The organism is Variovorax palleresanus, assembly GCF_051144945.1.
In the GTDB taxonomy this organism is placed as follows: Bacteria; Pseudomonadota; Gammaproteobacteria; order Burkholderiales; family Burkholderiaceae_C; genus Variovorax; species Variovorax paradoxus_S.
The window spans coordinates 330,570-353,877 of record NZ_JBJNVP010000001.1 but is presented as its reverse complement, the minus strand read 5'-3'; the positions used below and the strand labels follow the sequence as shown (position 1 = coordinate 353,877).

Below are 23,308 nucleotides of genomic sequence, written 5' to 3'. Positions count from 1 at the left end.
GGGATTGTTCCCAGATCTTCAGGAGATGAGATGATTTTGACTCGAACTGGCCTCAAGCTGGCTCTCTCTGGCGCGTTGGCCGCCGGCGCTCTTTTCGGGATGGCCTCGGCCACCGCCGGCACGAGCTGGTCCGTTGGCGTGTCCGTGCCGGGCGTGGTGGTGAGCAGCGAACCGGCGCCGGTCTATTACGAACCCGCGCCCGCATATTCGCCGCCGCCCCCCGTCTACTACCAGCCAGCCCCGCCAGTGCGCTACCAGCCGGCGCCTGCCTACGTTGCGCCCGCGCCGGTCTACTACGAGCCGGGGCCGAGCTGGGAAGAACGTCGTGCGGAGCGCCGCGAATGGCGCCGCCGCGAGTGGGAGCGCCGCGAGCACTATCGCCGCTATGGCGACGATCGGTACTGATCGTCCGGGCCTCTCTACCGCTCGCAAAAGAGGGTGAGGGGCCCGCTGCGGCTTTTCATTCAGGCGAAGCGGCCGCCCTGGCAATCACGTCGATCTCCACCAATGCCCCCAGCGGCAGGCGTGACACCTCGACGCACGCCCGTGCGGGAAATGCGCTGGGAAAGTAGCGCGCATACACCGAGTTCACGGACGCGAAGTCGTCCATGTTGGTCAGGTAGACCGTTGCGCGAACGACCCGGTCGAGGCTCGAGCCTGCGGCCCGCAGTATCGCTTCGATGTTCTTGAGCGCGCGGTCGGCCTGTGCGGCCGCATCCGTCCCCGCGAGCGCGCCGGTTGCCGGATCGAGCGCCACCTGGCCCGACGTCCAGAGCCACCCGTCGAGAAGCACGCCCTGCGAGTACGGCCCGACGGCGGAAGGAGCCTCCGCGGTTTCGACAATCGTCTTGCTCATGGCTTTCTCCCGCGTGGCCGGTGCAATGGGAGTCTTTCGGCCGCCGGCCCCGCAACCGAATCGGGAATATGCGCCTGAAGAGACCAGCGAGCAAGAACGAGAGCTACCCCAGGCCGGTCAACCCGCCCGCCGGGACCGACGAGGCTCCCGCGCCACATAGACCAGCGCCGCGATCAGGCCGACCCCCGCGATGGCGCACCACACCGTCGCAGGGCTGCGCAATGCAAGCGCCCATGACGAGCGGGCGCGTCTTGGCCCCAGGCCCGAAGCGGCCTGCCCCAGCGGCGTGAGCGGCCGCGCGGTGTTCGGATCTTCTTCGCTCTCGAGCATCGCCTTGGAAATTTCCAGCGGCGTCAGTTCATCGGCAATGGGTCCGGAGAGAGATGGCTCGTTGGCGCTCATGGAAAGACCTTTCGTCGGGCGGTTGGAGTGTTGCGAGCTTCGGCTACCTTCTTGCCAAACCTGCACAGCCGGCAACGAAGATCCGCGTAGGCCGAGGGCGCACGCGAAGGTCGCCTCAAGCCAGCCCGAGCTCCCGGCCATAGAGCGCCCTGGCCCAATCCGGCAGGTCTGCAGAGGCGGCGATCACCTGGCCCTTGCTGAAGGCGATGAGGCGCTCTGCCGGCATGTTCAGCCCGGAGTTGTCGTAAACGAAAGCATGATCGGCCAGCAGCACGGCTTCGCGGATCAACGGCTGGTTGCGCTCGAACCGCTCCCTGATCTTGTCTTCGGGCACGTCGTGTCCGCCCTCTTCCACCCGTTGCCCAACCCGGCTGACCGAGAGCTCCACGCGGCGCACGTTGATGTGATAGACCACGACCCGGAACCCCGCGGCCTGGGCATCGCGGATCAGCGCCAGCTTCGACTCGTGAGAGAACGTGGATTCGGAGACGAAGCTGATGCCCTTCTCCAGCGCCTGCCTGCGGCGGCTCTCCGCGATGGCGGCCGCCCGGTAGGCCGCGGCCATCGACGGATCGCCGAGTTCCTCGCGCTGGATCAGGTCGGCATTGATGAACAGCGCCTTGATTCGCGGACGAATGACGATTTCATAGAAGGTCGACTTGCCGGCGCCATTCGGCCCGGCAAGCATGATCATCGTCGGGCGGCTCACGCGGTGCTCAACGTTTCACTGCGGGTGTGCCGTACACCAATCGATCCTTCTCATCGAGCCCGACACCCACGCCGCGGCGCCGGCGGTCGCGCCAGAAGTCTTCTTCCGCCGCAGTAGCGGGTGCGTCGGCCAGGGCCTGGATGAAGTCGTCCTGCTCGGCTTCGGCGAGCGAATCGAGCGACAGCGGCTCGAGGCCGCGCAGGGCCAGTTCGACCCGGGAATAACCGACTTCCGGATCACGTTCCATGGCACGGCCGATGCGAAGCCAATGCTCGGCCTGGCCGGAGATCGACCGGCTGTTCAACCGCGCCGCATCACGCAGCGCCTTCATTTCAATGTCTGAGATCTTTACGGCCTGGCTCATACGAGGCTCCTCTGGGGTTCCATTTTGCAACCACCAGAGGCATTCTGCAACTCGGAGCCCATGGCTGGCAGTTCGGGAAGTCCCGAATGCCTGATTTCCGCCACTGAACGACCCCTGACGGGGTTACTCGCGTACAGTCGAAAGTTAACATTTCAACCACCACCGCAGGTCCAGCCGTGCCCTACTATGAACTGAAGATTGGCCATCAGACGGGCCTGGTCCAGGTCGCCCAGGACCTCGTCTGCTACACCGCGACCCTGTACTGGATGCCCCACCGCCGAGCGCCCAAAGCACCGGACGAGGTCAATTCCACGCCTCTGGAACACCACCAGACCTTCGGGCCATCGGAAGCCGAGGCGCTTGAATCGCTGCGCGCGTGGGCCGCCGACAACTTCGAGTCGGTCAGCGACTTCGTCCAGATCGGGCCGCCGTAGGTGGCGCCTTCGCGCTTCGCGGCCAGTGACCCGTCCTGAATTGCGTTGACACCCAAATAGCCGGCCTCAGCCGACCACGGACGCCCGATGCACGACATCGGGCGTTTGCATTTTGAGCGACAAATGGGGCCGCTCGTGGTTGTAGATCTGCACGGACTCAGCCACCAGTCGCCTGACTTGAGCCAGGTCAGTTGGCTGGCTCAGCAGGAATTCGGTCTTGAGGATGCCGTTGATGCGCTCGGCCAGCGCGTTCTGGTAGCAGTCGTAGCCGTCGGTCATCGCGCACTTCAGGCCATGGCGGCGATTCGCATCGCGCCCCAACTCGATGCCCTGGCGCTGCAACGGCTCGCGCAACAGGTAGTGCAGCTTGCGCGTGCCCAGTCTCGGCTGGCGCATGCGCTGTTCCTTGAAGCAGGCTTTTTGGATGGTGTTTGGCTATGCGGTTGCCGCGCTCGTCTTACTTGCCGTGTTGACCATCGTTGGGTCGCTGCTGATCGCAGCGGCTCTTCCGAGGGGACATCCGTTGGCGGATCGGTTGAGAGCATTTGCTGCGCAGGTTCCGAGCCTGGCTATTCGCGGCGCTATATGGCTCCGGACGCTCATCGTTGTCGGTGGGTTAGCCTTGTTTGTGGTCTTGATTCTGCTAAGCCTCTAGTCACGCTCATTCGGACAGAATGCGGCCAGCAGCCGACCTACGATGTCGGCTCCATTCCGAGCTTTTTATGAAGAACATTCAGGTCATCGACGGCGCAGTGAACTGCGTGTATGACATCTTTGCCGCCACCGACGAGGAGTTCGCGCTCATCTTTCCCGATGGCCAGGACATCGCATTCATCGACGAGGTCTACGGGCGCGGGGGCGACGAAGCAACTCTCAACAGTGCGTTCGAAGCGCTGTGGGCACGTCGAGTGGTCAAAGCCCAGGCGATGGGAATCCATGGCCTGCTGTTCTACGAACTCGACGAGAAGAAGCCGTTCTATCCGACCAGGCGCGACGAGGAGGCAGAGAACCCAGGTGGCTACCCCCTTCGATAGGCCGTGGTGTTGGATTCCGCCGATCTCTGTGGCCTGTACGCCTGGCTATCTCGCGGATGGACATCTGCTCGCGCAGGGCCCAACGTCTGATGACACTCAATGTCGCCACGTCTATCACTCCTAGGATCCCCTGCTTTAAAAAGAGCAGGGTAGGGTTTTACGTGGGTCAGTCTTAGACGGAACTTACTGCTTTAGAGGGTCAATTTTCGACGGCAATCAACAATATCTACTGCGGCAACTCCCCTGCTGGGCGCTCCAGCCACTTCATCGACATCTTGTTCAGCTCGCCGCTTTTCTTCGCTTCATCAATGATGCCGTTGACCATCAACCGCAATGAGTCTTCTCCCTTAGCCACGCCGATGTAGTTCGGACTCTCTTTAAGCAGCAACTTGTAGGCGGTCCCGAGCGTCGGATTGCTGGTCATGATGTTGTTCGCGACAGACGCTCCTGTGGCGATCAATTGCGCCTGGCCGGAAACGAAGGCAGCGACGGTTCTGGTGTTGTCTTCGAAGCGCCTGATGTCAGTACCCGCTGGCGCAACCTTGTTGAGTTCCTGATCCTCGACTGAGCCGCGCGTGACGGCGATCGACTTCCCCGACAAGTCGGTGAAGCTCTTGATGTTCAGAGTTTTTGCACCAAAGATGGCTTGATAGAAAGGCGAATACGCGGCGGTAAAGTCGATCTGCTTCTCGCGGTCCGGATTCTTGCCCAAGGTGGCGATGACCAATGCAGCTTTTTTCTTCTGCAAGTACGGAATGCGATTGGCGCTGGTCACGGGTATCAGGTCGACCTCCACGCCGAGCTTGGTACCGATGTAGGTGGCCATGTCTATGTCCAGTCCCTGCATTTTGAAGTCTCGGCCCATTGATCCATAGGGCGGGAAGTCGGGAGGAACCGCGATCACGATCTTCTTGTTCTTCAGGATGGTGTCCAACGCGCTTTGCGCGTGAACTGCACTGGTTGCCATGAAACTGATGAGGGTCAGTCCGAAGACGATGTGCAATTTGCTGAAATTCATGATGCTTGAATGGTGAGGAATAGTTGTGATTTGTTCTCAAGCGCACGGCAAGCATGCCAAGAGCCCTGCTGGCATTGAATCGCAGGAATCGTGCCCAATGGCATACAAGACTCATGCACCTCAACTGAAAAACAAGTGTGGTGCGCAAGATGCCAGTTGCCCCCGATTTGGGGATGCATGCCCCACATTGGGGCCGCTGCCGCGCAGCCATGTCCGTTCGCTGTCACCCATCGGGCGCCAGCACGTCAAACTTGCGCGAGCTTCATCGGTATGAATGCGATGCCCTTCGTCTCTACGCGAGGACCTGTTGCATGGAATCCGAAGCTTTCATGAAATGGCACTGCGAATTGGGTTGTGGCATCTGCAGAACCTCGATCCGCATGCGCTACGAACTCCTTCGATGGAAGCAAATGGTGGCCAGTCATCTGTTTGCCATCCGGTCCATTGCAGCATCGATTTGGATCCTTTGGCATTACCAGGCATTTGCGTGCGGAACAGCAGTCTGAGCCGTAGTCGCGCCCATCCGTACAGTTCGCCCGAATCTCATCCACCATGGGCTTGCAGGGATGTCCTCGACATCCATCGCCATGGCGTTTTGGTAAGGCCACGGGCCCGTGTTGGCGGGGCTGGAGATGTGACGCAGGCCAAGATCCCGGAAGGCGATGAACAATGCGGTGTCGGCGTCGCTGCACGCAGCGGCGATCACCCCGCCCGGATCGACCCGGTGCGCGGCGCATGCCTGCAGGCCGACGGCCCGGCGCAGCGGGACGGGAGAGTCGAGCAGCGTCTTCGTGACGCCGCGCAAGTGACGCGAGGACACCCAACCGAATGCACCGACGATCCCGGGCACCGCTTCAGCGAGCGCGATCAGGCGCTCGTCGAGGCGGGCCAGTTGGTGCAGTCGGGCATGGGGCGCGTCGAGCAACAACTGCCAGGTGCCGTGCAGGTGCATGGCCGCCTCGACGTGTTGCTCGATGATGACGGGGAAGGCGGAGCGCGACAAGATCGACATGGGCTTGGCGTGCCAGCTCAGTCGATGCGAGTCCACGCGGTGCCATCGAAGCACATGAGGTCCTTCGCGCCGATGGACCACATCACGCCGTCACCGGTGGTCAGCCGGTAGCAGGTCTTGGCCTGGTCCTCGCCCATGTACACGGGGCCGAGTTCGCCGTCTTCGAGCACGTAGACGGCATCCATCGACGAGGCGTACAAGCGGCCGTCGAACCAGGCGAGGTTCCAAAGGTCTTCCGGGAAGCCGGTCTGAGCCAGAACCTCCCACTGTCCGGCACGGCCCTTGAGCAACATGCCGTTGCGCCCGCAGGCGTAGACGAATCCGTCGCCGGCGCAGCAAACGTCCACGAGAACTGTGTTGACGGGGCTCGATTGGGTGGTCCAGGTGCCGTGATCGCAGTACCAGATCTCGCCGTCCCAGCCCACCGCGTACAACTCGTCCATCGAGCGCCCATCGATCGCCTCGAAGCCGGAGATGGCCTTCGGGTCGGTGTTGCGGGGAATGCCGCGCTCGAAGCTGACCCAGGCATTGTCGCCCTTGCGTAGGTACACCTGGCGGTCCATGCCGACGACGACGATCTCGCCGCCGACGCAACGCACGCCACGCAGCGGGCCACGGTCATCTGGGGAAGAGTCGGGGGAGGCGATGGCTTCCTCATGACGGTCGCCTCCGCCCACGAGCAACGCGGATCCGAACTCGCTGACTGCGATGAGTTGCACGCGCGGATGCTGGGTCAAGGCGACGCCCGCGGTGCGCCAGTCGGTATGCCCCCCGTTTCCCCACGTGTCCGGCTTCCACTGCGTGACGCTCGACATCGCGAGTTTCGATGCGGCCACGGCATCGTCCGAGAGCACGATGTATACGGCATCGCGGGAGCGGATCGCCGCGGCGACAAAAGAATAGAGGTCGGTCCAGTAGCCTGCCATGGTGGTGTGTTCTGAGGTTGCGGTGCGCTTGGATCGCGTGCTGCTCGGTGCTGAAGGGGCGCATGTCGGCAGTACGCGTCGACGGACGGCATCGAGCCTCGAAGCGTGTTGGCGCCGACCGGAAGTTGAGCCAGTTTTACGGGTAGCTCAGTTTTACTTCGGCGCGGACACCATCACCTTCGTGTGCAGTTCGATCCTACCCAGGTGCGCGAAATAGGCTGCCCCTCCACGGGCGTCTCGGCGGTCAGGCGGTCTCCGATCAAAGGTTCAGGTCATGCGCATTGCGCGCCATGATCTTGGCCATCGTCACCACGCGCTTGTAGAGCCAGGTGCCGAAAGGAACGATCTTGCCGGCGGGTGTGCGCCGAGGGAGTTCGGCCATGCCTTCGTCGAATGGGACGATGGCATGTTCACCAGTGGGGGAAACCGTGCGCTGATCGAAGGCCCAGGAACGGTTGCTGTGCCATCCACCATGGAACACGAACAGGTGCTCCAGTTCGTCGTTCCCGGTGGCATCCATCAGCTCATACATGTCGTAGGCGCCGTCGCTGTCGATCTCCAGGCAACTCCAGCCACCGCCCGAGACGTTCCCGCAATAGAACATCGCCATGCCGTCATCGGCCTGACCTCTCACGATCCAGGTGATCGAGTCGTAGACCCTGGCGAAATAGTCCCAGCTCGACTCCGCCTCGCGCGGCTCCTGGGATGGTAGGTCGATCCAGCGCCCGACGCGCTGTTGGTGCATCTCCAGAAAAAACGAGGCGTCCTCGCCCAGGTCATTGACCCGCGCCTCCTTTTCCTCATCGCGCAGGCACTCGCCGATGAACATGATCTGGGGCAGCCGCACATGCAGGTCCTTGAGCAGCGCCACGGCCGCATCTACCGCTTCGAAGGGATTGCTGGGCTTGGCCAGCGTAGACAGGGCCTTCGACGAGGCTGGTGCAGCCCCATTTCGCTTCGGCATCGGGTTGGGATGCTTCGCTTTCATCAACTCGATCAAGTGCAGCGTGAACCCCGACTCTTCTTGAGCGGCGATGCGCTCCTCGGCTAGCGACACGGCCGCCTGGCGGTCCTTCGCAGGGGTTTCCACCCTCTTCTCGATGACAGCCATTCCATCCACCTCCACGGTCCAGGCCTTGACGGCCAGGGTTCCGGCGTCCTTGCGGTATTCGCGCCTGGTCACGTGGTTCTTCGACGCATTCCACGGCGTGACCTCCTGAAACCCCAGCGCACGGTACCGGGCCCGCAGTGCATCGAGTTCGCCGGTGGGTTGCTGCATGGCGATCCACTTGCCGTTCAAGACGCCGCGCCGCACCAGCAAACAGTCGGCTCGCTGCTCCACATCGACGAACAGTTCCCTCAGCTGGTGGTACAAGGTGACGCGCTGCTGCACCGCTCCGGCCAGTGGGAGTGATGCAGGCACATGCCGCTCCAGAGCGCCGTCATGCCAGATGCGAAGTTCGTAGTCTGCGCTGTAGAACCAGACTTCCTTCGGGGTGTCCAGCAGCGGGTCGGTGTAGGTGATCTGATCGCCACCGTTGAGCTTTTCGAGTCGTTTCCAAGAAGGCATGTTCTTTGTTCTTTGTATCGCGCGATTGATCCGGGTACCGCCGCAGCCTAGCTGCAGGCGCTCATGCTGTTTGCCGCGACGCCCCTCCGTGCAAGGAGAGCGAAGCGCCTAAGAAACCCACCAGTCCTGCACCAGGAATGGCCTGCTTTGCCCTGGCACGTACACCATGATGTGCCCCCGCCCGCACAGCGGGCCGCAGCGGGTGCCCAGGTAGCGGATGGCCACTGCGGCGATGGGATGCTTCGAGTCGTCCGCAAGGACCGTGGAGGCGCCGCTCTCCAGCGCGGCCAAAACCACGGCCTGCGCCTCGCCATCCAAGGCCCCGTTGATTTGCGTACAACCGTTCTCACCCTTGCCGGTGGCGGCCGCCGACAGCAGTGCGGATGCCCGCTTGCCTTCGATGAGTGCCAGCCGTTCTGCCTCCGTCGTCCATGGGGAGGACGGGACGGCGGCTTTCCTGGCCAGTTCCTGCCGATCGAGAAGCACCGTGACGCCGCTCAACGTGATCGAAAGACAGTCCAGAGGTGGCTGAGGACGCTGGGTGACCGTGCGGGTCTCGTCCACGTCGCTGCCCGATGCGGGGCGATCGACTGGCGCTGCAAGGAGGAGTGTGGAAGCAAGCATGGGCACCATGGCAAACAATGTTCTGCGACACAACGATTTGGAAGAGGTCTTGTACATGGACCGTATGGCTGTCAGGTGGTGCAACGTCAAGAGCTTTCCAGCGAAACACAGACCCGGGAGAAGTCGCACAGGGCCAGGTCCTTGCGGTGGATGGTGAAGGTGAGCGTACCGGCATCCCAGAAGCTGAAGCCGGGATGCCGGTCGGAGTACAGCGTCAGCAGGTTCACCCACTCGTCGAGCTGCCCGCCCTGGGTGCCCATCGCCTGCTCCTCCGGACTCTCCTGCTGGGTGAACACAAAGGCGTTCTGGAGGTGCACGCCGTGCTGCGAGTCGTCACTGCCGGCGAGCTCGGCCTCCAGGGCCGTGTAGGCCTCGTACTGCTCATCGTCGCCCCAGATCTCCATCAGGCTGGCGTCCTCACCCGTGTAGCGGTGTGATGCCCCATAGAGGCAAGGTACGGACACCGTGGCATCCACCGTGGCGCGGTAGGCCGCGTAGGCCTCGGGCACATTGTCCCCGTCCACAAAACGTGCATCGCGGCCCCACTCGTAGGGCTGCAAAGAGGCGCGGGGCGATGTGTCGTGCATCACCAGGGTCCGGTCGGATCCGTCCTGGCCCTCGGCGAAAAAGTACAGCCGTCCGGTGCGCGGCAACCAGGACTGCAAGCCGGCCACGCCCTCGAGGTCGAGCTGGGCATAGAAATGCCAGTGCCGGCCGTTCGTCATGGGATAGTCCACGCCGGGGGGCAGATCCGGGGCGCCGCCGAAGCGGGTGCCCCCGAGCACCGGGGGCTCGTCGGGCGTTGTGGTTCGCCAGCGCAGTGCCTGGCGGGCATGGCGGCGCAGCGCCGGCTCATGCTGAAGGAAGCCGTGCCGCGTCAAGGCGGCTTGCAGCAGTGCCAGGTGCGCCGGGCTGCTGCGCGCAAGAAACACTTCACCGTCCATCGCCACGTCGATTTCGGGACGGTAGCGCGTGTCGAGGTACAGCGCCCGGTGGCGTGGGTCGATCCGGAGATTCTCGATGCGGCCGATCGAGGCGGGCAACGACTCGAACGCGTTGCCGCGCAGGTCCAGTGTCTTCAGCGCCGGCATGTGGCCGATGCCCTCGGGCAACGAGGTGAGCTGGTTGTAGGACAGGTTGAGTTCTTCCAGTTGCTCGAGCTGCGCGACCTGCTCGGAGATGCTCTTGAGCGCGCCGCCCGTGAAGCTCAGTTCACGCAAACTCCGCAACTGCCCGATGACGTCGGGCAGGTGCAGCACGCTGGTGTTGCTGAGGCGCAGGCGGGTCAGTTTCTGCAGCGTGCCTATCTCGTCCGGAAGCGCGATGAAGCGGGCGTGCTCCTTGGAGGCGTACTGCATCGAAAGCCATTCCAGCTCTGTCCAGCGGAATACTTCCGATGGAAATGCTTCGGCTTTCGGTGCGCGCCATTCCTGGTGCCAGTGAAGGTGACGCACCTGCTTCGGTGGCGCCGCCAGGGCGGCTTCGATGCTCTCGAAGTTGCGTGGCCGCAACCGCACTTCACCGCGGGGGAAGTTCCACACGACACGCAGCACGACGCCTTGCGCATCGTCCTCGTAGTCTTGGCGCAGCACGCCGCTCAGCGCGATGCGATCGGGCGCGAGGTCGACTTGCCCGAAAAACCTCAGGCCGTACTTCAGGCCTTCATCGAACAGGCCGAAATCGACGCGCGGCTTCTCGACCGGATAGGCAAACACACGGTGCGGCTCTTCCGAGCGGTCATCGAAATGAAAGGTGGCGGAGAAGAATCGGGGAGCGACCTTCCCTGCAACCACCTCGAAGACACCTTCATGGCGGGCGGCGTCGAAAGGCACCGGAACCGCCTTCAGGTCGAACCGCATGCCTCCGTCGACAAACTCGACATTCGCATCCGCCGCGAAAGCGAACGACGTGCTGCCGATCTGAAAGACGTCCGGTGCTGGACTGGCGGGCGGTAGGGTCACGAAGCCTCCTGGAGAAAAACGCAAAGGGTGATGAGTCTAGAGAAGAGCAAGCGTAACGCTGCGACCTATGCTGCCTGCAAGGCACCGCCCAACGAGCTCCGGCAGGATTGCGTCGTGTGCCCAAGCCTCCGCTTCCGTTGAAAGAACGGAAGGCCTCAACAAATTCGTCGAAGAACACGCGGGTCTGGTTTTCGGTTTCCGACAGACTCATGGGCAAACTTTTCCCGCAGACGTTGCCCGCTCGAACAGTTCGATCCAATCGGCATCGCCACGCTTTCGTGCGAGCGAGACGGGAGAGCTGCCACGGTTGTCCTGAGCATTCGGGTCCGCGCCGCCGGCAAGCAGGAAGCCCGCCAGTTCTCGGTTGCGCATGGCCGTGGCAAGCATCAGTGGTGTGGCGCCCCGATGGAGGCGGACATCGACCTCCAACCCAAGCGCCAGCAGGCGAGCCGCCCAACGGTGCTGCTGTGCGCGGCCTGCATCGTTCGTGGGCACCGGCGCCATGGACATCCTGTGCAACGCCGTCGCGCCGAGGTCGCCGACGTGCAACGGGTTTGCGCCGCGGGCCAGCAACAGCTCCGCTGCCTCGTAGTGCCCCCTGCTCAGCGCGGCAAACAAGGGCGTGTCACCGCCGCTGTCGAGTGGCCGGTCCGTTCGAGCACCGGCATCGAGCAGCATGCGCACTTCCTCCAGGTCGCCGAATGACGCGCTGAAGGCCAGCATGCTGATGCCCGAGAGGCAGGCGTTGGGGTCGTCTCCGCGCGCCAGCAGCCCGGCAAGCTCGGCACGCCGCCCTTTTCCAAGAACAAAGGCGATCGCCGGAGCATCCCGGGTGGCACGTTTGACCGCCTCATCTGAGTAGTCGCCGAAGTCGGTGCCTTCCGGGGGCTCGGGGCAGCGCTTCAATGGCGCGGCTGCGCAGGCTGCCATCACGAGCGACAACAGCCCAGCCGCCAGGCGTTTCACTGGCCACCTCGCGCGCAGGCGTTTGTGGCGTCGTCCATCATCTTCCGCATCTCGACATACTTGCCTTGACTCTGCAACTGCTTGGCCTCCAGATACGCCATGTCACCAAGAACCCCGTGGCCTTCGTGTGCAGCTCGATGTTACCCAGGTGCTGATGCAGACATCTGGGGGCTCCGAAGCAGGCGTTCGCCGACCTGCGAGCTATTGAAGAGTGCGGCGAAAGAAGCCCACCACGTCGCTGTTGAACGCGCCGTGGAAGGCCACGCGGTCGAATCCGTCTTTGTCGATGCAGATCTCGGGCGCAGCCCGGCTGAGCGCAGGCGCGCAGGGCGCAAGAAAGGCGAAGTGTGCGGCGTTGGCGGCCACATGCCAGTCGGGAGGCTTGGGCAAATCGCGGCGAACTGCTTCCACGCTCTCCGGCGTGACCCCGTCGCCCCCATGTTGAGAAGCCCACAGTTGAATGGGCACCGCCACACCTTTCAGCCCTTCGGCATTGAAGAAACTCAGCGGATCGACGATCACGGCCGCCTTGATGCGCGGGTCTGGCACAGGCAGAGGGGGTTGCTCATCGCCACGGATTTTCCGGCAAAGCGGTCCGAACGAGAGTGGCGGGCAAAGATCCTTGCGCAGCTTGAAGTTCGGCGCAGCGCCAGCCGCAACCAGGCCCGTATAGCCTCCTCGCGAGAAACCGAAAATTCCAACTCGATCCGGATTCAGCTTCGGACCTCCAGCCCAGCCCCCGAGCATGTAGTCGGCCAACCGCTTCATGTCCGCAGGGCGTGAGGTGAAAACCAACAGATCGTCCCGGCGGCTCTGATCCTGGAAGTTGTCGCCTGCGTGGCTGATCGACGCGACGACGAAGCCAGCGTCCGCGAGAGCGCTCGCGGTGTCGTGATGCCCGAGGAGTGAGCCACCTTGACCATGCGACACGATGATGAGGGGGAGCCTTGTTCCTTCGATCGGGCAATCCTTCACTCCATCAATCACCAAGGGGTCGAGCGCGATGCGGCCAGCTGGAGCCTTGCAGGGCGTCCAAACCGCGCCACGCAACGCAGGACCATCATTGGCCGTGGGCACCTCGATGAAGCTGAAGCCGGCCGCATGCGTCAAGGTTGTCGCCAGGCACAGTGTGGTGGCGAGAGAAAAGAGACGGGTCAGGCTCATTGGGCGCTCGCGAAACGAATGGGGATCAGTAGATCGGTGCGCAAGTCCGCCTGGACGGCGGTGCGCGGAGAGTTCAGATAGTGCTCCAACGTCGGCCGATCGTCCGGTTCATGACCACTGCTCGGCAGCCACCGGCTGTAGAGCGCATTGATCGCCGCGCTGATGCGGGCGTAAGGGCCGGCGAGGCAGTGCAGCGCGTAACGGCCGGCCGGGATGTCGAGCATTTCGACCCCTGCGTCGACGACCGGCCAAGGCTTGGGCGATATGGCCGCAGCGTAGTATCTGAAGCCCTCAGCGTCCTCGGGATCGCCGTAAGACACCCCAAGCGATTCCGATACGGCGTTGGTGGCGGAATGAAGTTGCAGGCGCCTTTGCGTGTGAGGAATGGTCGCAAGTGGTCCGCGATGTCGCAGGGCATACACACGCTGCGCAGGGCGATCGACTATCCGCACGGTTGGTGCTGTCTGAGTGTCAGATTCGCGCCGTGCCTGGCCGGCGTTCAACTCCAGCCGGTGCATCTGCCCCTTGAACTCGCTCGGGGACTGGCCCGTGAACTGGCCGAAGGCACGCGTGAACGCCTGCGGGCTGTCATAGCCTACGGCCAGAGCAACCTGGGTAATGCTCTCGGCACCGTTCTCCAACAAACGTGTCGCAAGCGCCAGGCGCACGCGACGCACAGTCGCAGCAACGGTTTCGCCAGCGATGCTGCTGTAAACGCGGTGGAAGTGATACGGAGAGAAATGCGCCATGCGCGCCAGATCTTCGAGGCGATGCTCTGCCATCGGGTCGGCAACGATCACTGCAACGATGCGCGCGACACGGTCCCTGTAATTCTGTTCGGCTCGATCAGTTCTCATTACTGCCAAGTATGTCGCTACGGCGGGCGGCCTGCTTAGCCGATCTTGCGACTCTGAGGCCCAGACCAACCGCGAAGGTACTTGCATCAACTCGGCCGATTGGGCCGAAGTGCTGGCCGGCAGATCGAAGGAAGGCGAGTTCACGCAATTGCAGAACGATGCATACCATGCCTGAAACTGGAACGATGCGTACCAGGCCATTCGGCACGACGCAGGGGGTGGAGCAGGCCGCGGGAGTTGAGCCCGCCTGAACGCCTTGGAAGGGCGCCGCCTAGCCGCTCGGCCAGGCCCGCATGTCATGGTGGAGTGCCAGGGCTTCGAACCCCGTACGTCAAGGACGCCGGATTTACAGTCCAGTGCAGTCACCCATGCTGCTCGCACTCCAGGTGTATGGCCCCGCGCACACGATTCGAACGTGCAACCCCCGGCTTCGTAGGCCAGTGCTCTGATCCAATTGAGCTAACGCGGGAGGGAAATGGTTGATGAAGTTGGCGGATGCGGAGCGAGTCGAACGCTCGTACCGGCGGAGCCGACCATCTGTTTTCGAAACAGCGCCCTTGGACCACTCGCTCTCCCAGTTGAGCTACATCCCCATCGATCCTGGCGGAGCATGTTCGATTCGAACGAACGAGCCGCTTGCGCGACCACGGCTTAGCAAGCCGCTGCGTTGGACCTCTCGGCCAATGCTCCAAAGGTGTCCGGTTACGAGTTCCGGCGCCTCCCAATCTTTGAGGCCGGTTTCCACGAGAGGACGATGTAATTCGCCCGGTCTCGCTCTTGTGTGGTCGGGGCGGCAGAAATCGAATCTGCGACCTGATGCTCCCAAAGCAACCGCGCTGCCAACTGCGCTACGCCCCGATATTTGGCATGCTCCTGGCAGACCGTGCACGATTCGAACGTGCGATTGCCTGAGTCAAAGTCAGGTGCCTTGGTTCCAGCTTGGCGAACGGCCTATGGATGGGTGCGCAGGACAGATCTGAACTGTCGATCGAACACGACGTTGTTCGATATCTGGTGCCCAAGGTCTCGATTTGAACGGACGACTGTCTCCTTACAGGGGAGTTGCTCTGCCAGGCTGAGCTACGAGGGCAAATTGTTTGTGCCAAGCTACTGGCAAGGCGAATACTGGCGAGCACCGAAGGAGTCGAACCTTCAACCGCCGGTTTTGGAGACCGGTGTTCTGCCAATTGAACTAGGCACTCAACAAGCTGGTGGTACCCCAAGAGAGCCTCGAACTCTCATGACTTTCGTCCCCGGCTTCTGAGGCCGGTGCGTCTACCAATTCCGCCATCGGGGCATTCCATTTCGGTTGTGTCTTCACGCGATTCGAGCGCTTGCGCGCTCACGTCGACATCGCTGCACATGGTTGGGTCCAGACCGTGCACATCCCTCCAGGCCGCCGACGCGGTTGGCCTCTGGAGGTGCTGCAAAGGCACACCCGAAATGGAGCAGCAGGAGGGCTTCGATCCCTCGGCCTCAACGTTGGCGACGTTGCGCTCTGCCTGACTGAGCTACGGCTGCAAGTTTTTTGCAAATCGTTCGCCCCACCAGTGAGGGGCGCGACTCGCGGCAAATTTTTAAGGATCACCCACTGGCGCCATTTGGCGGGTGAGTTCACGGCAGCGCGATCACTGCCGTGGCGGCCGGCACCAGTGAGCGCCATTCGCGGTTTGGTGCGGATCGAGATCCGCAACGTGAGGTGAGAAAAACAAAAAGGCCCGGATCCATTTCGGAATCCGGGCCTCTGGTGAGAGAGCTTGGAAGGTGCGCGCTTACGCGCTACCTCCACCCGGGTGCGGCTGATCCTCGTACTGCTGTCCAAGCCACAAGCTGGCCGGGATCGCGGGAAGGGAGTTCAGCTGCGAATGCATCTTGGATGTCGTCAGGCTGCGACCACCGCAGAACGAGACGCGCACGAACGCCCGGCCCGATGCGGGTCGAATGTTCAGTGAGGTCAAGTTTGCTTTCACGATGGTTCCAGTGTTTGGCGAGTTCTCGATGAATCGAAGTTGTTGCGGATGAAACGGGGACGAAGCAATTTCGTCGATGGATGTAATGTAAACTGGGTTTACTCCACCGCGCAACATCTTTTTGCGGCGCTGTGTTTTTTTCTCACCACGATCGCGTTGTTCGCGGCCGTTGATCACAGTGCCCTGCGGCACGCATTCCGAAGCATGTCACTCCCAGCCCTTCGCCGAAGCAACGTCCTCCTTCTCTTCGGCGACTTTGTGGCGGAGCATGCGTCCAATGGGGCGGAGCCACTTGGCTTGGCGGCCAAGTTTGCGGAGAAACTCCAGATCTCTGCCAGCATGTGGAGCCAGATCAAGAAGGGCCGCGTGATCTCGGACAAGTTGGCCCGGCAGATCGAGACCCATTGCGGCAAGCCTTCACTTTGGCTCGATGCGGCTCAAAGTGCAGCAGAACCTCTGCCCGATGCGGGGGAGGAGCGCTTCGTCGAGCTGGCGCGACAAGCCTACCGAACTCAGAACGCGCGCGGCAAACGCGCGTTGCGCACCCTCCTGCTGGAGAACACACGCCCTCCGGCAACCTGAGGTCTTGAGCACGACGGCAGGACCGGCGCAAGGCAGTCGTCAAAGCCGAGCTGAACCCTGTTGGCTGCCTTCCTCACGACGCAAGCTTCGAGACTTGCCTGTGCGGTTGCTGCTGCGGCCGCCGACGTTCACGTTCTTTCGCGGCGCGTACCTCCTTCGAAATGGACGAGACCACGGCGGCCCATTCTTCAGCCGTGAGCAGCAGCGCCGTTTGCGAATGCAAAAGCGTGTCTTCCTTGTCCAGATGCGCGTACATGATCTGCCGGTGCTGTTGCAACAAGGCTTCGGCTTTGGCTGCTGCGTTCATGTCGCCAGCCTCGGCAAGCTTCAAGACGAGCTTGGCTTGCGAGAGAAGGCCGCTGCAGTGTTCGCTTTCGGAGCCGAGTTGATCGAGAAGCTCGTCGGCTTCGCTCGACCTTCCGCGCAGTATGTCCAGCATGACGACGCCCTTGGGGCGATGCGTTGCTTCTTCGAAGGCTTCGAGCCGTTCGATGACTCTGAGCGCGGTGGTCGCCCGTCGCCGGACGCACGCCTCGTCTTCCTCCGTCTTCATCGCCGTATTGAGCCGAGCCAACAACTCACGGGTGCGAGCGTGCTCGGCGCGCAGGATGGCCCACGCGCATTCGGCTGCCAACATGCTTCATCTCCTTTCGGACCAGCGTGCTATCTGTTCGAAGTGCTTGCGAACCTGACTTTTAACGCCATCGTTCTACATCGTTGCGCGCGGCACTGCAAGCCCTCCTCTCCTCACTCGCCGTCGACTCGATCCCGTCGCATGGCCCGCCAGAGTGCAAGGTCGTAGGAAATCTTGAGCAGCCCGCAGGCAATGAGCGGCAGCGAGATCCACCCGGCCGCGAACAGCGCGCCACTGATCGTCGGGCTGATGGCTGCGGCCAGGCTGCGTGGCACGGCGGTGAAACTTGCCGCAGCGCTGCGTTCCGCCGGGGTCACGACCGCCATCACATAGGCGGTGCGCGTGGGCACATCCATCGACGACAGCGCACTGCGCACCATCAACAGGCCGAGCACCATCGGCAAGCTGGGTGCCAGCGCCGCCAGCACCAGGCAGACATTGGCCGGCAAATGGGTGAAGACCATGGTGTTGAGCAAGCCGATGCGTCGGGCAACCACGGGTGCGGCAAGCTGCGACGCGGCACCGAGCAAGCCGGTCCAGAAAAAGAACACGCCGGCCTGCGTCAGCGAGAAGCCGAACCGATCCAGCAGCCACAGCGACATCAGCGAGTTGACCGTCAGCCCGCCGGCAAACGAATCGACGCTGAAGAGTGCCGCCAATCGCACCACGACGCGGCGCGATGGCCCAAGCGGTGCCGGTGCGACAGGCGGCACGCTCTGCGCGTTGTCGGCACCCGCATGCGCGGGCAGATTCCGGTAGAGCCAGAAGACGGCCAGTCCGATGGCCGCGTAGATCACGAACATTCCGCGCAGCGCGTCGAGCCGCGCAAACTCGCTGTGCCGAACCAGCCAGTCCGGCACCGCGGCGGCCAGCGCACCCAACGCGGCGCACAGCGCGCCCGAGAGGCTGTAGCGCGCGAACAATGCCGTGCGGGCATGGCCCTGTGCTGCAGCAGCCAGGCGTGCATGCTCGAGGGGAAGAAACACACTGACGTCGCCTGAACTGGGATTGAGCGTGCCGACCAGTGCGACGACCAGCAACGGCCAGAACGACGACAGGCCCGCAAAGCCGAGGCCCGTGGCCGCCATCAGCAAGGCAGCGCCGCGCAGCAACCGTCCGGCCGGGAAGCGATAGCCCCACGCGCCGACCGCGAGCGTGGCGAGCGCCGAACCCAGCATCGTCGCGGTGCTGACGATGCCCACCTCCAGCGTGCCGAGCCCGATCGACAGCAGGTAGGCCGGCAGCAGCACGGCCATGTACCCGTCGCCAAACGCGCGCAGCCCGCGCGCGGCAAGCAAGGGCAAGGCGCCGGCATCGGCCCCGGGAGGCAGCAGGGGCGCAAGAAGGTTGCGGGGCCGGGACGAGGGGGTGGCGCTCATCGCGCGTCCTGCGTGTAAACAGGTTGGAGGGGTGCGGAAAGCGCAGGAAGTGCGTCGGGCAAGGTGGTGTCCACGGATAGCTCCGTCATGGGTCACCAGCGCTTGGACGGGACACCGTCTGACCTTGCAGAACGGGAGGCTGTTTTCCCGTGACCAGATCGTAGCAGAGCATGCTGTGCAGCGGCGCTTCCTCAATCCCGCCACACTTGTTACTCCCAGCCTTCGACTTGCGGCGCCAAACTGTCTCTCTCCCGGCTCGACAACGAGCGATGAGCAACAAGCAGCGGATGAATCGCGCTTCGGCCATGAGGCGCGGGAGTTCGCCCAACCAGGAGATTTGAGCGATGACTACCTCAACCGAGAACGGACGCAAAGGCGAACAGCCCATCATGAAGACACCACCTGTCGTGTCGCCCCAGGCGTGGGAGGCCGCGCGCGAACGACTGCTCGTGAAGGAAAAGGCCCACACCCGCGCAGGCGATGCGCTGGCCGCCGAGCGCCGGCGAATGCCTTGGGTGGCGGTGGAAAAAGCGTATGCATTCGACGGACCCGCAGGCAAGGCCAGCCTGCTCGACCTGTTCGACGGCCGGCGCCAGTTGATCGTCTACCGCGCCTTCTTCGAGCCCGGCGTGTTCGGCTGGCCCGACCACGCCTGCCGGGGCTGCTCCATGGTGGCCGACCAGGTTGCCCACGTCGCCCACCTGAACGCGCGCAACACCACCCTCGTCTTCGTCTCGCGTGCGCCGCAGACGGAAATCGCGCGCCTCAAGTCACGCATGGGCTGGGAGATTCCGTGGTTCACCCTCACCGACAGTTTCGACGCCGACTTCGGCGTCGACGAGTGGCACGGCACCAACGTGTTCTTCCGCAATGGCGATCGCGTGTTTCGCACGTACTTCACCAACAACCGCGGCGACGAGCAGATGGGGAACACCTGGAACTACCTCGACATCACGCCGCTGGGCCGGCAGGAGGTCTGGGAAGACTCGCCCGAGGGCTACCCCCAGACGCCGACCTACAAGTGGTGGAACTGGCACGACAACTACACCGCGGAAGCCGTGCCCGACAAGAAATGGGTCGAGGTGTCGGACGCCGGAGAAGCCGCGTTCCGGGCTCAACGCGAATGAACAACCTGCCTCCGGGTTCCTGATTCGAAGATGGATCGAACGAGGCGGCACCTCGAATCGTCACCCGAGTTGGTCGAAGCGGCGAAACGGCCAGCGCTTTCGACGTTCTGCGCTCTGGCAGCTGCCAGCCATTGCTTCTATATTTTTCTTCACGGAGCCCTCTCTCTTTGCTCCTTGGAGAAACAAAATGTCGAAGCAGCTACAACTCAGGAACGTTCTGGTTCTGGGCGCAGGCAAGGTGGGCAGCACGGTGGCCGACATGGTGGCCGAATACCACCGCGTGCCCGTGACGCTGGCCGACCAACTGGCGGGCAAGCCCTCCAGCGACCCGCTGGTCCGGCGGATCACGTTGAACGTGGAAGACGACACCGCGCTCGCCAGCGAGCTGGCATCGCACACCGTGGTCATCAACGCATTGCCCTTCTTCCTCGCCGCGCGCGTCGCCACGCAGGCGGCCAAGTTGGGCGTGCACTACTTCGACCTCACCGAGGATGTGGCCGCGACCCACGCCATCCGCCAGCTGTCCAGCGAAGCCATCTCGGTGCTGATGCCGCAAAGCGGCCTGGCGCCCGGCGTGATCGGGATGCTCGGCGGCCATCTGGCGGGACACTTCGACGAGCTGTACGACCTGCGCCTTCGCGTCGGCGCGCTGACGCGCAATGCCACCAACAGCCTTCGCTACAACTTCACCTGGAGCATCGACGGCGTCATCAACGAATACTGCAACGCCTGCGACGCGATCGTGAACGGCCAGCTCGTTTCGGTGCAGCCGCTCGAAGGCCACGAGACCTTCACGCTCGACGCGGAAGCCTTCGAGGCCTTCAACACCTCGGGCGGGCTCGGCACCTTGTGCGAGACCTTGCGGGGCAAGGTGCGCAATCTCGACTACAAGACCATCCGCTATCCGGGCCATCGCGATGCGATGAACTTCCTGCTGCACGACCTGCGCCTGATCGAGCGCCGCGACCTGCTGCGCCAGGTGCTCGAGCACGCGGTGCCGCACAGCCGCGAGGACATCGTCATCGTGTTCGCTTCGGCCTCGGGGCTGCGCGAGGGGCGCTTCGAGCAGGAAACCCGCGTGGGCCGCGTCTTCGGCGCCACGCTTCGCGGCAAGGAACGCACCGCCATCGAGCTCACCACGGCCGCCGGCGTGGTCGGCGTGCTCGAGTTGCTGTTGCAGGGCAAGCTGCCGCAGCGCGGATTCGTCGGGCAGGAGCAGGCACCGCTCGAGGAGTTTCTCGCGACGCGCGTGGGCCACTACTACCAGGGCCTTGGCGTGAGCGCGTCGAGCCCCGCGCACAAAGAAGCCGCCGAAGCCTGAGCGCGCTCCGCGCGGGTGGCGGACCGCCGCGGCGGGCCGCCGCATGTCTGTCCATGCACGCACTGCCGTAGCATGCCGGTCAAATCACTTCCGATTTGAGGAGACCGTTCGATGGATGGAAGACTGGATGATCTCGACCGCCACCTGTTGAGCCTGCTGCAGGCCAACGCCCGCGAGCCTGCGGCCAACCTGGCGCGAAAGCTCAACATCGCACGCACCACCGTCGTCGCGCGCATCGCCCGGCTCGAACGCGAGGGCGTGGTCGCGGGTTATGGCGTGCGCCTCGGACAGAAGCTGGAGCATGCCGCGGTGCGCGCGATCTGCGGCATCAGCGTCAATGCGAAGAGTGCTCCGGCCGTGATCCGGGCGCTCGAACGCGTGCCGGAAGTGGAAGAACTTTCGGCGGTGAGCGGCCAGTTCGACTACATGCTCTTCCTGCGCTGCGACACGCCCGAAAAGCTGGACGTCCTGCTGGACCAGCTCGGCCAGCTCGACGGCATCAACCAGACGCAGACGTCCATCGTGCTGAGCCGGAAGATAGACCGCCGAAGCGCCATCTCCACGGTTCCAGAGCCTGGGGGCTGAACGCCGACGGCGTGAAGGTGCAGAACGGCTACGTCATGCTGCCGCCGCTGCCGGGGCATCGGCTTCGAGGGCAAGGCCGATCTCATTGCCGAGATGTGCGCGTTGGCGGGGTAGCGTGCGGTGCCCGGTCGGGCACCGGTCCGTCAGAAGCGGCGGTTGTAGGAGAAGGTCACCCCCGCCTTGCCAAGAACCGCGGCCTGGATCGCGTCCCTGGGCGTCAGGCGCCAGCCGATGGCCGGAATGATGGCCGGGGAGAAGCCTCCGACGTTGAATGGCACCTTGTCCTTGAAGCGCCCACGGTAGCCGTAGATGATGCCGCCGGACAACTTGAAGTACAGCGAGTCGGAGCCCAGCAGTCCATGCCACTCATGGCCGTAGTACGTATAGGCCGAGACCTGGCCGAAGGAATTTTTGAAGAGCGCACCGCCCACCGCCGACCCGTCAGGTGAAATCCGCTCCAGCCCGAGAAGAACGACGTTGCGGTGTTCTGCGTCCTTGTGCCAATGGTGCGTGAAGGGGGCCACCACCAGCTCCCATGAGTTCCCGGCGGCCGGCTCCGGAGGGGTCGCGGCGCAAGCGCCCAGACTCACACACGCGCTCGCGGCCAGCACGGCGGCTGCACGCCGAACATTGCATTTCTTCATTGTTGGTTCACCCTGATTTCTTATCGCAACCCAAGATCGATGACAGAAAGTCTTCGATCGGTTGGGTGCCTTTTTGGAGGACACGACGTTGGCTCAAAGTCAGCGTCTGTTCCGGATCTCGAGATCCGGAAAGAAGCCTACTCTTTGCGCCACGTCGGCGACAAGCCAATCAGGACGCCAAATAATGCAGGGGTCCGCAATTCTTCACGGTGGGACGATTTCGTATGCGAAGCGGCCTTCCCCGAAGGCGCGTTTGTTTTGGAGCTCAGCGCGCAGGTTCGATGCGCGTGACGACGATCTTGCCGTCCATCTTTCCGGCATCGAAGCGCACCTTGTCGCCGGCCTGGAACTTGTCCAGCACGGATTCGTCGCTCACTGCAAAGACCATGGTCATGCTGGGCATGTCCAGGCTCTTCAGCGGGCCGTGCTTGATGGTGAGCTTCTTGCTGTCCTTGTCGACTTTGCGGATCTCGCCGTCGGTGAGTTCCGGGGCCGCGGCCTGGGCTGTGCCGGGCGTGTCGGACTTGGGCGACTGCGCATGGGCCGTGCCCCCGAATGCCAATGCGGCCATGGCCGCCATGAGTGAAATGCGAATCTTCGACATGATGTGTATCTCCTGAAAGTTTGTCGGGTTTACTTGGCCGCAGTCTTGGCGACCGTCACGGCGCCCTTCATGCCGGCGTCGTAGTGGCCCGGCTGGAGGCATGCAAAGTCGACCTTGCCGGCCTTGGTGAACTGCCACACGATCTCGCCGCTCTTGCCGGCGGCCAGGGTCACCATGCTGGGATCGGCATGTTCCATCTCCGGGTTCTTCTTCATGGCTTCGTAGTGCTCCTTGAGCTCCTTCTCGGTGCCGAGCACGAGCTCGTGCTTCAGCTGCCCCGAGTTCTTGACTGCGAAGCGAACGGTCTCGCCCTGTTTCACGCGGATGTCAGCGGGCGTGAAGCGCATGCCGTCGGTCATGTCGACGTGGATGGTTCGCGTGGCCTTGGCGGCCGTGCCGGGCTTGCCGATGGCTTCGTCGCCGTCGCCATGGCCGCCGGCGTGATTGCCGGTGGCAGAGGCGGCTGCGGCCGCAAGAGCGAAGAGCGCGGTGAAGGCGGTGTTGCGGAGGATGTGCTTCATGATTTCCTTCTGAGAGTTGGGGGTTGGTGAAAAAGAGAGAGAGA

Annotated in this window: 26 protein-coding genes, 11 tRNA genes and 2 pseudogenes; 7 read left to right on the top strand and 32 right to left on the bottom strand. The window is 63.2% G+C overall.

Going from position 1 to position 23,308, the window contains the following annotated elements; translation table 11 throughout:
- Positions 1-30 precede the first annotated feature (30 nt).
- On the top strand, positions 31-405 hold the full coding sequence (locus ACJ7Z0_RS01715) for a hypothetical protein (protein ID WP_431121453.1): 375 nt from the start codon (positions 31-33) through the stop codon (positions 403-405).
- A 55-nt stretch (positions 406-460) separates the two neighbouring features.
- Here the strand turns inward: ACJ7Z0_RS01715 and ACJ7Z0_RS01710 are convergent, their stop codons facing one another.
- The 4 genes from ACJ7Z0_RS01710 to ACJ7Z0_RS01695 form a co-directional block, all read right to left on the bottom strand.
- Positions 461-856 (bottom strand): RidA family protein, encoded by a 396-nt coding sequence (locus tag ACJ7Z0_RS01710; RefSeq protein ID WP_434788381.1) that lies wholly within the window; start codon positions 854-856, stop codon positions 461-463.
- Positions 857-973: 117 nt separating this feature from the next.
- Positions 974-1,258, bottom strand: coding sequence for a hypothetical protein (locus tag ACJ7Z0_RS01705; RefSeq protein WP_434788380.1), 285 nt, complete (start codon positions 1,256-1,258; stop codon positions 974-976).
- A gap of 115 nt (positions 1,259-1,373) precedes the next feature.
- Positions 1,374-1,967 (bottom strand): ATPase, encoded by a 594-nt coding sequence (locus tag ACJ7Z0_RS01700; RefSeq protein ID WP_434788379.1) that lies wholly within the window; start codon positions 1,965-1,967, stop codon positions 1,374-1,376.
- Between the two features lie 7 nt (positions 1,968-1,974).
- Positions 1,975-2,331 (bottom strand): TA system antitoxin ParD family protein, encoded by a 357-nt coding sequence (locus ACJ7Z0_RS01695; RefSeq protein ID WP_434788378.1) that lies wholly within the window; start codon positions 2,329-2,331, stop codon positions 1,975-1,977.
- Between the two features lie 176 nt (positions 2,332-2,507).
- Between ACJ7Z0_RS01695 and ACJ7Z0_RS01690 the strand changes: the two genes are divergently transcribed.
- Positions 2,508-2,765, top strand: a complete 258-nt coding sequence (locus tag ACJ7Z0_RS01690; RefSeq protein WP_434788377.1) for a hypothetical protein — start codon at positions 2,508-2,510, stop codon at positions 2,763-2,765.
- Positions 2,766-2,831: 66 nt separating this feature from the next.
- Here ACJ7Z0_RS01690 and ACJ7Z0_RS01685 read toward each other — a convergent pair.
- Positions 2,832-3,068: pseudogene (locus ACJ7Z0_RS01685) on the bottom strand (integrase core domain-containing protein); the annotation flags it as partial.
- A 419-nt stretch (positions 3,069-3,487) separates the two neighbouring features.
- On the opposite strand from ACJ7Z0_RS01685, the gene ACJ7Z0_RS01680 reads away from it, so the two are divergent.
- Positions 3,488-3,799, top strand: coding sequence for a hypothetical protein (locus ACJ7Z0_RS01680; RefSeq protein WP_434788376.1), 312 nt, complete (start codon positions 3,488-3,490; stop codon positions 3,797-3,799).
- 31 nt (positions 3,800-3,830) lie between these two features.
- Here the strand turns inward: ACJ7Z0_RS01680 and ACJ7Z0_RS01675 are convergent.
- The 22 genes and pseudogenes from ACJ7Z0_RS01675 to ACJ7Z0_RS01570 form a co-directional block, all read right to left on the bottom strand.
- Positions 3,831-3,917 (bottom strand): annotated as a pseudogene (locus ACJ7Z0_RS01675) (XRE family transcriptional regulator); the annotation flags it as partial.
- A 108-nt stretch (positions 3,918-4,025) separates the two neighbouring features.
- Complete coding sequence (locus ACJ7Z0_RS01670) at positions 4,026-4,817, bottom strand: transporter substrate-binding domain-containing protein (protein WP_434788375.1); 792 nt, start codon at positions 4,815-4,817, stop codon at positions 4,026-4,028.
- Between the two features lie 245 nt (positions 4,818-5,062).
- Positions 5,063-5,242: a GNAT family N-acetyltransferase gene (locus tag ACJ7Z0_RS01665; protein ID WP_434788374.1), complete on the bottom strand. Its 180-nt coding sequence runs from the start codon at positions 5,240-5,242 to the stop codon at positions 5,063-5,065.
- 47 nt (positions 5,243-5,289) lie between these two features.
- Complete coding sequence (locus tag ACJ7Z0_RS01660; RefSeq protein WP_434788373.1) at positions 5,290-5,829, bottom strand: hypothetical protein; 540 nt, start codon at positions 5,827-5,829, stop codon at positions 5,290-5,292.
- Positions 5,830-5,846: 17 nt separating this feature from the next.
- The gene (locus ACJ7Z0_RS01655; protein WP_434788372.1) at positions 5,847-6,755 is read right to left on the bottom strand and encodes a hypothetical protein; all 909 of its coding nucleotides are present in this window, start codon (positions 6,753-6,755) and stop codon (positions 5,847-5,849) included.
- A 259-nt stretch (positions 6,756-7,014) separates the two neighbouring features.
- Entirely contained in the window at positions 7,015-8,325 is a 1,311-nt protein-coding gene (locus tag ACJ7Z0_RS01650) for a hypothetical protein (protein WP_434788371.1), read from the bottom strand.
- A gap of 108 nt (positions 8,326-8,433) precedes the next feature.
- Positions 8,434-9,006: a hypothetical protein gene (locus tag ACJ7Z0_RS01645; RefSeq protein ID WP_434788370.1), complete on the bottom strand. Its 573-nt coding sequence runs from the start codon at positions 9,004-9,006 to the stop codon at positions 8,434-8,436.
- 29 nt (positions 9,007-9,035) lie between these two features.
- Positions 9,036-10,910 (bottom strand): DUF1963 domain-containing protein, encoded by a 1,875-nt coding sequence (locus ACJ7Z0_RS01640; RefSeq protein WP_434788369.1) that lies wholly within the window; start codon positions 10,908-10,910, stop codon positions 9,036-9,038.
- A 207-nt stretch (positions 10,911-11,117) separates the two neighbouring features.
- Complete coding sequence (locus ACJ7Z0_RS01635) at positions 11,118-11,876, bottom strand: ankyrin repeat domain-containing protein (RefSeq protein WP_434788368.1); 759 nt, start codon at positions 11,874-11,876, stop codon at positions 11,118-11,120.
- Positions 11,877-12,077: 201 nt separating this feature from the next.
- Positions 12,078-13,040 (bottom strand): alpha/beta hydrolase family protein, encoded by a 963-nt coding sequence (locus ACJ7Z0_RS01630; protein WP_434788367.1) that lies wholly within the window; start codon positions 13,038-13,040, stop codon positions 12,078-12,080.
- The gene (locus ACJ7Z0_RS01625) at positions 13,037-13,840 is read right to left on the bottom strand and encodes an AraC family transcriptional regulator (RefSeq protein ID WP_434788366.1); all 804 of its coding nucleotides are present in this window, start codon (positions 13,838-13,840) and stop codon (positions 13,037-13,039) included. Before ACJ7Z0_RS01625 ends, ACJ7Z0_RS01630 begins: the two co-directional genes overlap by 4 nt.
- Before the next feature lie 276 nt (positions 13,841-14,116).
- Positions 14,117-14,190 (bottom strand) — tRNA-Gly (locus ACJ7Z0_RS01620).
- Positions 14,191-14,196: 6 nt separating this feature from the next.
- Positions 14,197-14,281, bottom strand: a tRNA-Tyr gene (locus ACJ7Z0_RS01615).
- Positions 14,282-14,288: 7 nt separating this feature from the next.
- Positions 14,289-14,366: transfer RNA gene (locus tag ACJ7Z0_RS01610), tRNA-Arg, on the bottom strand.
- Between the two features lie 20 nt (positions 14,367-14,386).
- A tRNA-Ser gene (locus ACJ7Z0_RS01605) sits at positions 14,387-14,488 on the bottom strand.
- 10 nt (positions 14,489-14,498) lie between these two features.
- Positions 14,499-14,587: transfer RNA gene (locus tag ACJ7Z0_RS01600), tRNA-Ser, on the bottom strand.
- Between the two features lie 92 nt (positions 14,588-14,679).
- A tRNA-Pro gene (locus ACJ7Z0_RS01595) sits at positions 14,680-14,755 on the bottom strand.
- Between the two features lie 16 nt (positions 14,756-14,771).
- Positions 14,772-14,850, bottom strand: a tRNA-Gln gene (locus ACJ7Z0_RS01590).
- A 59-nt stretch (positions 14,851-14,909) separates the two neighbouring features.
- Positions 14,910-14,987 (bottom strand) — tRNA-Thr (locus ACJ7Z0_RS01585).
- Between the two features lie 36 nt (positions 14,988-15,023).
- A tRNA-Trp gene (locus ACJ7Z0_RS01580) sits at positions 15,024-15,099 on the bottom strand.
- 10 nt (positions 15,100-15,109) lie between these two features.
- Positions 15,110-15,194 (bottom strand) — tRNA-Leu (locus tag ACJ7Z0_RS01575).
- A gap of 147 nt (positions 15,195-15,341) precedes the next feature.
- Positions 15,342-15,418: transfer RNA gene (locus tag ACJ7Z0_RS01570), tRNA-Gly, on the bottom strand.
- Between the two features lie 497 nt (positions 15,419-15,915).
- Between ACJ7Z0_RS01570 and ACJ7Z0_RS01565 the strand changes: the two genes are divergently transcribed.
- The gene (locus ACJ7Z0_RS01565; RefSeq protein WP_434788365.1) at positions 15,916-16,449 is read left to right on the top strand and encodes a hypothetical protein; all 534 of its coding nucleotides are present in this window, start codon (positions 15,916-15,918) and stop codon (positions 16,447-16,449) included.
- A gap of 73 nt (positions 16,450-16,522) precedes the next feature.
- Here ACJ7Z0_RS01565 and ACJ7Z0_RS01560 read toward each other — a convergent pair whose 3' ends face one another.
- Together ACJ7Z0_RS01560 and ACJ7Z0_RS01555 are read right to left on the bottom strand one after the other, a co-directional pair.
- Positions 16,523-17,086, bottom strand: coding sequence for a hemerythrin domain-containing protein (locus ACJ7Z0_RS01560; RefSeq protein ID WP_434788364.1), 564 nt, complete (start codon positions 17,084-17,086; stop codon positions 16,523-16,525).
- A gap of 110 nt (positions 17,087-17,196) precedes the next feature.
- The gene (locus ACJ7Z0_RS01555; protein WP_434788363.1) at positions 17,197-18,462 is read right to left on the bottom strand and encodes an MFS transporter; all 1,266 of its coding nucleotides are present in this window, start codon (positions 18,460-18,462) and stop codon (positions 17,197-17,199) included.
- A gap of 344 nt (positions 18,463-18,806) precedes the next feature.
- Between ACJ7Z0_RS01555 and ACJ7Z0_RS01550 the strand changes: the two genes are divergently transcribed.
- From ACJ7Z0_RS01550 to ACJ7Z0_RS01540, 3 genes are all read left to right on the top strand, one after another.
- Positions 18,807-19,589: a DUF899 domain-containing protein gene (locus ACJ7Z0_RS01550; protein ID WP_434788362.1), complete on the top strand. Its 783-nt coding sequence runs from the start codon at positions 18,807-18,809 to the stop codon at positions 19,587-19,589.
- 187 nt (positions 19,590-19,776) lie between these two features.
- On the top strand, positions 19,777-20,910 hold the full coding sequence (locus ACJ7Z0_RS01545; RefSeq protein ID WP_434788361.1) for a saccharopine dehydrogenase family protein: 1,134 nt from the start codon (positions 19,777-19,779) through the stop codon (positions 20,908-20,910).
- A gap of 111 nt (positions 20,911-21,021) precedes the next feature.
- A complete protein-coding gene (locus tag ACJ7Z0_RS01540) occupies positions 21,022-21,495 on the top strand; it encodes an Lrp/AsnC family transcriptional regulator (RefSeq protein WP_434788360.1) in 474 nt (157 codons plus the stop codon).
- Between the two features lie 143 nt (positions 21,496-21,638).
- Here ACJ7Z0_RS01540 and ACJ7Z0_RS01535 read toward each other — a convergent pair whose 3' ends face one another.
- The 3 genes from ACJ7Z0_RS01535 to ACJ7Z0_RS01525 all read right to left on the bottom strand — a co-directional run bounded on the left by ACJ7Z0_RS01535 (position 21,639) and on the right by ACJ7Z0_RS01525 (position 23,264).
- On the bottom strand, positions 21,639-22,019 hold the full coding sequence (locus ACJ7Z0_RS01535; RefSeq protein WP_434788359.1) for an ABC transporter ATP-binding protein: 381 nt from the start codon (positions 22,017-22,019) through the stop codon (positions 21,639-21,641).
- Positions 22,020-22,404: 385 nt separating this feature from the next.
- Positions 22,405-22,743 (bottom strand): copper-binding protein, encoded by a 339-nt coding sequence (locus tag ACJ7Z0_RS01530; protein WP_434788358.1) that lies wholly within the window; start codon positions 22,741-22,743, stop codon positions 22,405-22,407.
- Positions 22,744-22,772: 29 nt separating this feature from the next.
- A complete protein-coding gene (locus tag ACJ7Z0_RS01525; protein WP_434788357.1) occupies positions 22,773-23,264 on the bottom strand; it encodes a cupredoxin domain-containing protein in 492 nt (163 codons plus the stop codon).
- Between the last annotated feature and the right edge of the window lie 44 nt (positions 23,265-23,308).

Excerpts from the sequence above, each read along its gene's own strand:
- ACJ7Z0_RS01560 (WP_434788364.1), bottom strand. The coding sequence starts at position 17,086 with ATGTTGGCAGCCGAATGCGCGTGGGCCATCCTGCGCGCCGAGCACGCT.
- ACJ7Z0_RS01530 (WP_434788358.1), bottom strand. The coding sequence starts at position 22,743 with ATGTCGAAGATTCGCATTTCACTCATGGCGGCCATGGCCGCATTGGCA.
- ACJ7Z0_RS01550 (WP_434788362.1), top strand. The coding sequence starts at position 18,807 with ATGACTACCTCAACCGAGAACGGACGCAAAGGCGAACAGCCCATCATG.
- ACJ7Z0_RS01655 (WP_434788372.1), bottom strand. The coding sequence starts at position 6,755 with ATGGCAGGCTACTGGACCGACCTCTATTCTTTTGTCGCCGCGGCGATC.
- ACJ7Z0_RS01670 (WP_434788375.1), bottom strand. The coding sequence starts at position 4,817 with ATGAATTTCAGCAAATTGCACATCGTCTTCGGACTGACCCTCATCAGT.
- ACJ7Z0_RS01555 (WP_434788363.1), bottom strand. The coding sequence starts at position 18,462 with ATGAGCGCCACCCCCTCGTCCCGGCCCCGCAACCTTCTTGCGCCCCTG.
- ACJ7Z0_RS01665 (WP_434788374.1), bottom strand. The coding sequence starts at position 5,242 with ATGACTGGCCACCATTTGCTTCCATCGAAGGAGTTCGTAGCGCATGCG.
- ACJ7Z0_RS01545 (WP_434788361.1), top strand. The coding sequence starts at position 19,777 with ATGTCGAAGCAGCTACAACTCAGGAACGTTCTGGTTCTGGGCGCAGGC.
- ACJ7Z0_RS01715 (WP_431121453.1), top strand. The coding sequence starts at position 31 with ATGATTTTGACTCGAACTGGCCTCAAGCTGGCTCTCTCTGGCGCGTTG.
- ACJ7Z0_RS01660 (WP_434788373.1), bottom strand. The coding sequence starts at position 5,829 with ATGTCGATCTTGTCGCGCTCCGCCTTCCCCGTCATCATCGAGCAACAC.
- ACJ7Z0_RS01630 (WP_434788367.1), bottom strand. The coding sequence starts at position 13,040 with ATGAGCCTGACCCGTCTCTTTTCTCTCGCCACCACACTGTGCCTGGCG.
- ACJ7Z0_RS01565 (WP_434788365.1), top strand. The coding sequence starts at position 15,916 with ATGAAACGGGGACGAAGCAATTTCGTCGATGGATGTAATGTAAACTGG.
- ACJ7Z0_RS01645 (WP_434788370.1), bottom strand. The coding sequence starts at position 9,006 with ATGTACAAGACCTCTTCCAAATCGTTGTGTCGCAGAACATTGTTTGCC.
- ACJ7Z0_RS01710 (WP_434788381.1), bottom strand. The coding sequence starts at position 856 with ATGAGCAAGACGATTGTCGAAACCGCGGAGGCTCCTTCCGCCGTCGGG.
- ACJ7Z0_RS01525 (WP_434788357.1), bottom strand. The coding sequence starts at position 23,264 with ATGAAGCACATCCTCCGCAACACCGCCTTCACCGCGCTCTTCGCTCTT.
- ACJ7Z0_RS01540 (WP_434788360.1), top strand. The coding sequence starts at position 21,022 with ATGGATGGAAGACTGGATGATCTCGACCGCCACCTGTTGAGCCTGCTG.
- ACJ7Z0_RS01705 (WP_434788380.1), bottom strand. The coding sequence starts at position 1,258 with ATGAGCGCCAACGAGCCATCTCTCTCCGGACCCATTGCCGATGAACTG.
- ACJ7Z0_RS01680 (WP_434788376.1), top strand. The coding sequence starts at position 3,488 with ATGAAGAACATTCAGGTCATCGACGGCGCAGTGAACTGCGTGTATGAC.
- ACJ7Z0_RS01650 (WP_434788371.1), bottom strand. The coding sequence starts at position 8,325 with ATGCCTTCTTGGAAACGACTCGAAAAGCTCAACGGTGGCGATCAGATC.
- ACJ7Z0_RS01695 (WP_434788378.1), bottom strand. The coding sequence starts at position 2,331 with ATGAGCCAGGCCGTAAAGATCTCAGACATTGAAATGAAGGCGCTGCGT.